Source organism: Caloramator quimbayensis, from assembly GCF_900167605.1.
GTDB lineage: Bacteria > Bacillota > Clostridia > Clostridiales > Caloramatoraceae > Caloramator_B > Caloramator_B quimbayensis.
This window is the reverse complement of record NZ_FUYH01000010.1, coordinates 100,076-110,262: the sequence shown is the minus strand read 5'-3', so window position 1 is coordinate 110,262 and position 10,187 is coordinate 100,076. Positions and strand designations below refer to the sequence as shown.

The following is a 10,187-nucleotide window of genomic DNA, read 5'->3' as shown; positions in this document are numbered from 1 at the left end:
CCAAAACCCTTAGAACTTTTGGCTGTTTGAGCGCAGCGAGTTCCAAAAGTTCTTGGGTTTTAAGGAAGTGAGGCTTAGAGCTTCAAAATGAGCGGTAAAGATTGGCTGTGCAGCATTATGGTTACATTTAAAATTAATAATATTTCCCTCCTCTTTGGAATAAAATTCTATGGAGGTGATATTTTGTTGATTTTACTATCAATATTTTGGGGAATAATGATATGTTTAATTCTTTGTGCTCCTTACAGCTATTATTTCCTATTCATTCCTATGCTATTATTTACAGTTATATTTTTATTCATTTATAGAAAAAAGATAAAAAAGATAAAAATTTTAGAGTTTATTTTGATTTTTGCATGTTTTATATTTTCCTATTTTATAACCAGCTTTATTATTTTTAAACCTGTAAAATATATGCTCCCCAATATTAGTATCATATCCACTAATAAGGAAGCAGTAATATTCTACTGCGAAGGAGAAATGGAAAAATATACTCCATATTATTCTAATTACTTTTTTAAAGATGCTCCTTACATTTTAAAACCAATATATGCATTTCAAATAAAACAAAAATACAAAATACTTAAAGTCAACCCAAAGATAAATGAACTTACAAAAGTTGCAGAGGATGTTAGAAGTTCGCTTTTAAATTATAAACCTTACTTTTTTTATATAGCATTTTCAGGTTACTACCCAGAAATTAATAGTGCTATAAACTCTGCTATACTTGATGGATGTGGAAGCATAACTATTATTAATTACACTAAAAGCCGCGCAATAGAAGATGTAGTTAAAAATCAAATAGATTTAGAGTATCTATATAAAATGGGAATAAAAATAAAATTTACTGAACCGATTTATAATTCTAATCTTTTTGCTGAATCGATAAGTAATAGAGTAAAAAATATGCCCATTAAATATGACGGCATAATCATAGTTGATGAAGTTACAGATACGAGCAGCAATATTAAATCTTCTTTAATATACTCAGGATATTTTGATGATAATATAATAATAGATATGAATGTCGATTCTTCAATGGAAAAATTTAAAAAATTAAATTCAACAAATATACTATATATAAATCTTTTAGATGCTGGAAGCGGTATAAGAGGGGAAATAGATCTTCCTAATCGATTTAAAAAATACTCTACTGACATGAAAATTACAGGAATGAATTCCTGGGGATATGATAAAAATCTTGTTAAAGCATGCATATATGAATTTTTAAGCTGCAGCTTAAAATAATAAGGCTGCAGCTTAAATTTTTATTCTTCTGAAAGCTTTCTCAATACGTTTCTGCTTGAATTTTCAACATGTATTGTAAGGTATTTAACAGCTGCTTCAGCATCTCTATCTTCAAAGGCTTTTAATATGTCAAGATGTTCCTTCAGCGCTTCTTCTTTTCTTCCGGGGGTAGATAGTGATTCATGTCTTGCCCATTTAACGTAGAACTGAAAATCTCTCAATATGTGCTGTAATATACTACTGTTTGTTGAAGAGAAAATAATATCATGAAATTTAGTGTTAAGATCTGCTATCTGGTCAACATCGTTTTTCATAGTATAAAATTCCATAAGCTCACAAAGGTCTTTCATCTCTTTTATCTTATCATCTGTAATCTGCTCAATAGCCCATCTTGCAGCAAGACCTTCAAGTACAACTCTTATTCTATATATATCTTCCATGTCCTTTTTAGTTATACCCTTAACTATAACTCCTTTATTGGGAATGCTTTCAACAAGGCCTTCAAGCTCAAGCTGCCTTATTGCTTCTCTAACCGGGGTTCTGCTTACATGAAGCTCATTTGCAAGTTTAAGCTCAATCAGGTTCTCACCGGGCTTATATTTACCATCCAAAATATTTTCTCTTAATATATTATATACTCTTCCTCTTAATGAGTATTGGTCTTCGAATACATTATACTCCTTCATAAAATACCCCCTAAAATACAATTATCCATATAAATTATATAATTATATTACAATCAAGTCAATTTAGTATTTGTTATAAAATAGACAATAAAAGTCCTCGATTAATCAATGACTAATAATTAAATTATATAAACTTTTTTTACTCTTAAAAAATATAGAACTTTTGCTTGCTTTATTGTAATGTTTGCAAAAGTTCTATATTTATAAAATAATACTTTATATTCATTTATTCTACTAATAATTTAGGACTTATTAGCAAATTATTTATAAACCTATATTTTTAATATTATACGGCTTTTACTACTTTCGCCTTTTTTAGAGTCTCTGCAATAAATACAGCTATAACTGAATCTACTGCATGATGTATCGCTGTTCCAAGAGCTACGACAACTAAAATTTTATAAAGATTTAAACCATAAAAAGGTATAACTGCAACAGCTTCAAGGAGTGCATGAAAGGGCATTGAAATCGCAAGGGCAGCTTTAAAGCTGTATCCTTTTTTTATTGCTGATGCTCCAACATAGCCTGCAACAGCATGCATAAGTGCTCTAGCTGCAACAACAGGACCTAACTTTATTAAAAATCCGAAAGCAGAAACAAGTCCTACCATAACCGCTGCGAGGGGACTTACAAGCATGGCTAAAAATAGAGGTACATGGGACATAATCGTTGCCGTAAAAGGTGGAATGCTTACCATTAAAAAATTTCCAAAGGCAAGAGGGATAAGCAGAGCCATAGCTGACAATAGAGCACCTACCGTTAATTCTTTCGTTTTCATTTTTACATCCTCCATACATGTGTCTTTACACAAATATTATACTGTATATACACCTGTTTGTCTATTGTTTTTACACATTATTCTTGTATGAAAAAACAAAATATGATATAATAAAAATACCCTATAAGGGTATGGAGGTGATTTCATGAATATAATAATGAATGATAAAACCTATGATTTTATACTAAAAAACGGAGGAAAGTTAATGATAAAATATACTTCTGTATCATGCGGATGAGCTGGAACAACAAAGAGCCTTTGGGCAGAGGCTGTTAAATCCGTAGACAATACAAATTTATTTAATGTCTATAATTATAAAGATATTAAAATCTATATCTACAACAAAATTAAAACTTTAGATACCATTGAGATTAATCTGAAGTTTAATCTTCCTCTGTTAGGTCAAAGTTTTCAAATAAAAGGAATTTCAATATAAGAAGATTTTAGGAAGCACTGTACACTTTTATATAAAAAAAGAACTTTTGGTTATTAAAAATATTAAATACCAAAAGTTCTTTTTTTAAAAAATGTTTAGAGCTTCTTAATTATTAGTGCAATCTCTCCTCATCATCTCTATAAATTTCGTAGGCTCTATCTGTATACATTATACCATCGAGATGATCAATTTCATGGCAAAAAGCTCTGCATAAAAGTTCTTCACCCTTATAGCTTACTTCTTCTCCATTTTCATTAAGGCCTTTTACTATTACCTTTGCAGGTCTTTCAACATATCCATAATATCCTATATAGCTAAGGCAGCTCTCTTCACTTTCCTGTTTCCCAGAATAGCTTACAATCCTTGGATTTATGAGTACAATAGGCTTCATGCCATCTCTCATATCTATTAATATAATTCTTTTGTTTATTCCTATCTGCGGAGCTGCAAGTCCTATACCATTTGAAGTGCTGTATAGTGTATCCTTTAAATCCTGAATTATACCTTTAATCCTATCATCGATTTTAGCAACGCTCGTACTTTTTGCCTTTAGTGCAGGATGTCCCTTTTGAACTATTTCCCTTACTGCCATATTATTCCCTCCTATTTAAATTAAAAACTTCAAAGCTGCTCTTATTTATAATATCATAATATGTATTTTTTATGTACTCCTTCTCTTCTTCTAATAAATAATCAATCTTTTCTGTAGAGCTGTAGTTTATTATTTTATATAAATTTTTACCTTTTTCAATATAATTTTTTCTATAAACAGGTATTACATCGCTGCTTATTAAAGAAACTATTCCTTTATCATCCTTTTTAATATCCAATTTGCATATAAGCCCAATATCAGTATAAGGTTTATTCTGGCTTGATAATAGATTCCCAAGTGAATAGGCTATAAACACTTTTTTCCCATTTATTTCTATGATTTCAACTGTCCTTGGAACATGGGGATGGTTTCCTATGATGCAGTCAGCACCCATAAAAGCTATTTCTTTAAAAAGTTTTTTAACATTAGGTTCAGCATCCATCACATATTCTGTTCCTATATGAATACAAACAATTATATAATCGCTTTTCTTCTTTAATATATCAATATCTTTTTTAATTACATTTTTATCTATTAAATTTACCATACCCTTTGGTACCTTAATCCCATTAGTGCTGAATGTATAGGACAAAATTCCTATCTTTATACCATTTCGTTCAACTACAGCATATTTAAGTTCCTTCGTGTTTCCTGTTCCAACTGGTATCATTCCGCTTTTTTTAATGTTATTAACTGTAGATAGTATACCTTCCCTTCCGCTGTCAGCACAGTGATTATTTGCTGTTGTTAAAACATCAAAGCCGGCATATTTTATCCCCTCAAGTATTTCGATGGGAGAATTAAACCTTGGATAACCTGAAAGTTTTCTTTTAGGATATATTGTTGTTTCAAGATTCCCTATTGCAATATCTGAAGATTCAATTAATGGCTTTATGTCTTCAAAGATATATTTAAAATCATATTTTTTCCCATTATAAGCGCTGTTTACAATTGGCATGTGAAACATTATATCCCCAGTTGCAGCTATGCTTATCTTATCTTCTTTTAAATCTTTTTTTAAAGCTGCTGTTTCTTCTTCTCCTTGCAATACTATTTTTTGTTCTTTAATCGAATCGCTTTCAAAAGTAGAAATACATTCTTCTTCTATTCTCTGATCAATCCCTTCAGTTTTTAAACTGCAAGAACAGAATATAATAAAAGCAAGTAAAAACAAAATAAAATTAAATCTTTTTTTCATATTATAACACCTTAATTCATTATATCGATTGTAAAATTTAACTAAATTTTCTTTATTTCCATTGTAATATTAATTTCATAAAAAAAACAGCAGCATTTATCATAATCGCTGCTGTTTTTTAATTTATCATTTTTGTATCATGGTCTTTACTTTCATGAGCCTTGTCAATGTTCCTCTTTCGTTTTCATCGAGCTTCATGGTTATATATTTAATAGTTTCCTGAAGCTGAGGAATCATTACATACTCGAGAGCATTAACCCTTCTTCTTGTCTTTTCAATTTCATCGGCCATGAGCTGGCAGGATTTTTCAACCTCAGCAAGCTCTAAAAGGTGAGGCATAATATCATACAGCTTTTTTATTGCGCTATCGAGTTCTCCCGTCGTCGCAGCAAAACCATAGGGGTAAATGCTTGCTCCTTCCTTTGCCTCCCTTACAAATTCCATAACAGGAACGTTAACGCTCATCACATTCTTTTTGGATACATTAAGGCTTATCTTTTCCGTCGGCATTATAATCGCTTCTTCAAGGGACTCAGTTGACATTACAGCCTTTGCCATCATAAAATTCTTCAAAGATTCTGTAAGCTCTCCTTCAACGCTTTTCCTTAGCTCATCGTTCTTTTTAATAAGCTCAATGAACTTTTTCATGAGCTCATCCTGCTTATCCTTTAAAAGCTTATGTCCTCTTACTGCAACCTTCAGCCTCTTTTTAAGCCTTGTAAGCTCCATTCTTGTTGGGTTTACATTAAGTCTCATTCCTATTCAACCCCTTTTTTGGGAAGGTACTTTTCTATATATTCATCTCTTATTCTCTTTAATTCTGATTTTGGAAGTATGGATAGAAGCTGCCAGCCTATACTTAATGTTTCTTCTATACTCCTGTTTTCATACTCACCCTGTGATACATATCTTCTTTCAAATTCTTCAGCAAACTTTGCAAAAAGCTTATCAGTATCAGAAAGGGCTGATTCACCAAGAATTACTGCAAGTTCCTTTGCCTGTTTACCTTGGGCATAGGCTGCAAAAAGCTGGTTCATGGTATCTGCATGATCTTCCCTCGTCTTACCTTTTCCAATACCCTTATCCTTGAGTCTTGAAAGTGATGGAAGAACGTCAATAGGAGGCATAACTCCCTTTCTGTATAGCTCTCTGCTTAATATTATCTGTCCCTCTGTAATATATCCTGTAAGGTCAGGTATAGGATGAGTCTTATCATCTTCAGGCATTGTAAGTATCGGTATCTGAGTTATAGATCCTTCCCTGCCCCTTATTCTTCCTGCTCTCTCATAAATAGTAGAAAGGTCAGTATAAAGATATCCAGGGTATCCTCTTCTTCCTGGAACCTCTTTTCTTGCTGCTGAAACCTCTCTTAAAGCCTCAGCATAGTTCGTCATATCAGTCATAATTACAAGAACATGCATTCCTTTTTCATAAGCAAGATATTCTGCACAGGTTAAAGCCATTCTTGGAGTTGCTATTCTTTCTATTGAAGGTTCATCTGCAAGATTTATAAATAGGACGGACCTGTCTATAGCTCCTGTTTTCTTAAAATCAGAGATAAAAAAGTCTGCTTCTTCAAAAGTTATACCCATAGCAGCAAATACAACTGCGAATTTGCTGTCAGCGGATAAAACCTTTGCTTGTCTTGCTATCTGTGCTGCAAGCCTTGCATGTGGAAGACCTGAGCCCGAGAATATCGGAAGCTTTTGTCCTCTAACAAGAGTGTTAAGTCCATCTATTGCAGAAATACCTGTCTGTATAAATTCTGACGGATAATCTCTTGCAACAGGGTTTATAGGTTCTCCGGATATATCAAGCCTTTTTTCAGGAATTATCTTTGGTCCTCCATCCTTAGGCCTTCCAAGTCCATCGAATACCCTTCCGAGCATATCCATTGAAACACCAAGTTCCAATGTCCTTCCAAGAAATCTTACCTTACTGTCTTTTAAGTTTATTCCTGCAGAACTTTCAAAAAGCTGAACGAGTGCCTTATCCTGATTTATTTCAAGAACTCTTCCACGTCTAATTTCACCTTTTTGAGTTTCTATCTCAACAAGTTCATCAAAGGCTACTTTTTCAACATTGTCAACAAGCATAAGCGGCCCTGCAACTTCTCTTATGGTTCTATATTCCTTAAGCATTTACTGCACCTCCCTCATAAAGAGAGTTTATCTGCTGTTTTAATTCATCAAATATAGCATCGATTTTTTCCATTTCATTTTCAGGTATATATTTTGCCCTTGCTATTTTCTCTCTAACAGGGAGAACAGTTAATTTACTAAGATAAACACCATTATCAAGGGCGTTTTGAGCAAGATGATAAAACTCGAGTATAAGCTTTAACATCTTAGATTGTTTATTTAGCGAAGTATAAGTATCTACTTCATGGAAGGCATTCTGATGCAGATAATCTTCCCTTAAGGACTTTGCAGCCTCTAAAGTCAATCTATCCTTTTCTGATAATGCATCTATACCAACGAGCCTTACAATTTCCTGAAGTTCATCCTCTTCCTGAAGTATCTTCATAGCTTCCTTAGTCATATCCTGCCAATCCTTTATTCCCGTTCCCTCTATATATGGACCTATTTTATCAAGGTATAGGGAATAACTTAAAAGCCAGTTTATTGCAGGGAAATGTCTTTTATATGCAAGCTGGGAATCAAGTCCCCAGAAAACCTTAACTATTTTAAGGGTTGCCTGGGTTACCGGCTCTGAAAGGTCTCCTCCAGGAGGTGATACTGCACCTATAACAGTCAGGGCACCAATCCTTCCATCGCTTCCAAGACATTCAACCTTACCTGCTCTTTCATAGAAAGCAGCTGCTCTTGAAGTAAGATATGCTGGATATCCTTCCTCACCAGGCATTTCTTCAAGACGGCCAGACATTTCACGAAGAGCTTCTGCCCATCTTGATGTTGAGTCAGCCATTATTGCAACAGAATATCCCATGTCCCTGAAATATTCAGCAATAGTAATTCCAGTGTAAATTGATGCTTCTCTCGCTGCAACCGGCATATTTGAAGTATTTGCAATAAGTACTGTTCTTTTCATCAAAGGCTCTCCTGATTTAGGATCCTTTAATTCAGGGAATTCCATAAGAACGTCTGTCATCTCATTGCCACGTTCTCCGCATCCTACATATACAACTATTTCAGCGTCTGCCCATTTTGCAAGCTGGTGCTGAACAACTGTCTTACCGCTTCCAAAAGGTCCTGGAACGCATGCCGTTCCACCCTTTGCAACTGGGAAGAAGGTATCGATTATTCTTTGTCCAGTTATCATAGGCTCTTCTGGAGCTATTTTGTTTTTATAAGGCCTTCCTCTTCTTACAGGCCACTTTTGCATCAAAGTAACATTATGAATGCTGCCGTTTTTATCTTTTACGGTAGCAACAACATCCAAAACCGTAAAACTTCCTTCTTTAATTTCAACTATGTTTCCCTCTATTCCATAGGGAATCATAATTCTATGCTGAATTAGAGTTGTTTCCTGAACAAAACCAATAACATCTCCTGCAGTTACAAAATCCCCTGCGTTCTTTAATGGCTTAAAATCCCACTTCTTTTCTCTGTTTAGCGATGGTACATCTACACCTCTTGCAATAAAATCACCTGCAACATCCCTTACAGCATCGAGAGGTCTTTGAATACCATCAAACATGGCCTCTATAAGTCCAGGTCCAAGTTCAACGCTAAGAGGCTCTCCAACAGATTCAACAGGTTCTCCAGGTGCTAAACCCGATGTTTCTTCGTATACCTGAATAGAAGCTCTATCGCCTCTCATTTCTATTATTTCACCGATTAATTTCTTATTGCCTACTCTAACAACGTCGAACATGTTAGTATTTTCCATACCCTCTGCTATTACAAGAGGTCCTGATATTTTTACAATTCTTCCGTTACTCAAGCTATCAACCTTCTTTCTTTGATAAAATATCTACTCCGACAGCTTTTTCTACATTCTCCTTAATTTTAGCCATACCAATTCCAAGGCTTCCCTTGCTTCCTGGAATTAGAATAATTGCCGGAAGCATCTGATTTTTATATCTTTCAATAGTTTCTTCTATGTCCTTTGCTACCGTCTCCGTTACAAATATTATTCCATAGCCCTCCCTTGCCATACCGTCAACTGCCTTCATAGCTTCATCAGGACTTTCAACAGCTTTAACAGTAAGGCCAAGAGCAAGAAAGGCTATAACTGCGTCCTTTTCTCCAACAACTCCTATTTTATACATAAACATCACGCAGCCTTTCCCTTATTATGTCGGGACTTACATCGTTCCTTTTTCCTGTAAGTATTATTCTTATTGCTCTTATTTCATTTTCTCTGGCTAAAATATATGCGATAATAGGATCTGGTCCAAAGCTTACAAGCTTTGCCTTCTTTAGATAATCTATAATGTAGTTATCTCCGTATTTTTCAATACTTCCAAGGTCACCCTTTTTAATATATTCTCCTAAACCTTCCTTTACCCATTTAAAATAATCAGTATGCATTATCTTGTTTGCAAAGCTCTCAAGGGAATCCGTTATGTTATTCAAAAATAAATCCTTATCGAGGTTTCCCTTTGGCAAAAGTACTTTCTGCATAAAATCTCTTCCGCGTTCCTGTATGTTTATCCTGATAAATGATTTAATATTTATTGTATCTATCATGAGTTTAACAATATCAAGTAAATACTCCATCTTACTGCTTTCAGCTATTTCAAGCATATATTCATATATGCCTTTATCGATTGTAATATCAATATCCTGAGGGTCCTGTGAGTTTTTATAATTTTCAAAGGCTTTTTCAACATAATATCTTAAAGTCTTTGGCATATCCCTGAAATTCTCTTCTTTTACCATTATATTGAGTCTATCAACAGGAATTGTGCCGGCATCAACTGTAAGATACAATGTATCTATTCCTGCAAGTTTTCCTTTTATAAGGCTTTTTATGTTATGCGAATCATAACGAAGAGCTAAAATATCAACTACTTCCCTTAAAGGGCAGATTTTGTACATTTCCTTATAAATATCTATAGTTGCAGATTTCAGACCCTCTTCATAGTTTGATGCAGTAATATAGCTTCCATATTGGGTGTCCTGAAGAAATCTTAAGCAGTCGTTAAAATCTCTTGACTCAACCATCGCTTCGATTTTAGCCTTATCTATCATTTTTGTTTCTAAAGATCTTATTCTTGCAATACTTTGTGCAAAAATAGTATTATCCATATCTTGCCCTCCCTTTCTAAGTTCGGAGGTAAA

General features: G+C 33.8%; 10 protein-coding genes. 1 reads left to right on the top strand and 9 read right to left on the bottom strand.

All coding sequences use genetic code 11. The annotated features are described in order from the left end of the window. Positions 1–87: 87 nt before the first annotated feature. Positions 88–1,248 (top strand): hypothetical protein, encoded by a 1,161-nt coding sequence (locus tag B5D15_RS08310; RefSeq protein WP_078696648.1) that lies wholly within the window; start codon positions 88–90, stop codon positions 1,246–1,248. A 20-nt stretch (positions 1,249–1,268) separates the two neighbouring features. Here B5D15_RS08310 and B5D15_RS08305 read toward each other — a convergent pair whose 3' ends face one another. From B5D15_RS08305 to B5D15_RS08265, 9 genes are all read right to left on the bottom strand, one after another. Then, the gene (locus tag B5D15_RS08305; RefSeq protein WP_078696647.1) at positions 1,269–1,934 is read right to left on the bottom strand and encodes a GntR family transcriptional regulator; all 666 of its coding nucleotides are present in this window, start codon (positions 1,932–1,934) and stop codon (positions 1,269–1,271) included. A 286-nt stretch (positions 1,935–2,220) separates the two neighbouring features. Then, complete coding sequence (locus B5D15_RS08300; RefSeq protein ID WP_078696646.1) at positions 2,221–2,712, bottom strand: ECF transporter S component; 492 nt, start codon at positions 2,710–2,712, stop codon at positions 2,221–2,223. A 548-nt stretch (positions 2,713–3,260) separates the two neighbouring features. Then, positions 3,261–3,740, bottom strand: a complete 480-nt coding sequence (gene def / locus B5D15_RS08295; RefSeq protein WP_078696645.1) for a peptide deformylase — start codon at positions 3,738–3,740, stop codon at positions 3,261–3,263. A 1-nt stretch (position 3,741) separates the two neighbouring features. Then, positions 3,742–4,938, bottom strand: coding sequence for a CapA family protein (locus B5D15_RS08290; RefSeq protein ID WP_078696644.1), 1,197 nt, complete (start codon positions 4,936–4,938; stop codon positions 3,742–3,744). Between the two features lie 126 nt (positions 4,939–5,064). Next, entirely contained in the window at positions 5,065–5,694 is a 630-nt protein-coding gene (locus tag B5D15_RS08285) for a V-type ATP synthase subunit D (RefSeq protein WP_078696643.1), read from the bottom strand. A gap of 2 nt (positions 5,695–5,696) precedes the next feature. Next, entirely contained in the window at positions 5,697–7,079 is a 1,383-nt protein-coding gene (locus tag B5D15_RS08280; protein WP_078696642.1) for a V-type ATP synthase subunit B, read from the bottom strand. Then, the gene (locus tag B5D15_RS08275) at positions 7,072–8,844 is read right to left on the bottom strand and encodes a V-type ATP synthase subunit A (protein ID WP_078696641.1); all 1,773 of its coding nucleotides are present in this window, start codon (positions 8,842–8,844) and stop codon (positions 7,072–7,074) included. The genes B5D15_RS08280 and B5D15_RS08275 overlap by 8 nt, the downstream gene beginning before the upstream one ends. 4 nt (positions 8,845–8,848) lie before the next feature. After that, positions 8,849–9,178, bottom strand: coding sequence for a V-type ATP synthase subunit F (locus B5D15_RS08270; protein WP_341428593.1), 330 nt, complete (start codon positions 9,176–9,178; stop codon positions 8,849–8,851). Then, positions 9,165–10,154: a V-type ATP synthase subunit C gene (locus B5D15_RS08265; RefSeq protein ID WP_078696640.1), complete on the bottom strand. Its 990-nt coding sequence runs from the start codon at positions 10,152–10,154 to the stop codon at positions 9,165–9,167. The genes B5D15_RS08270 and B5D15_RS08265 overlap by 14 nt, the downstream gene beginning before the upstream one ends. Positions 10,155–10,187: the final 33 nt, after the last annotated feature.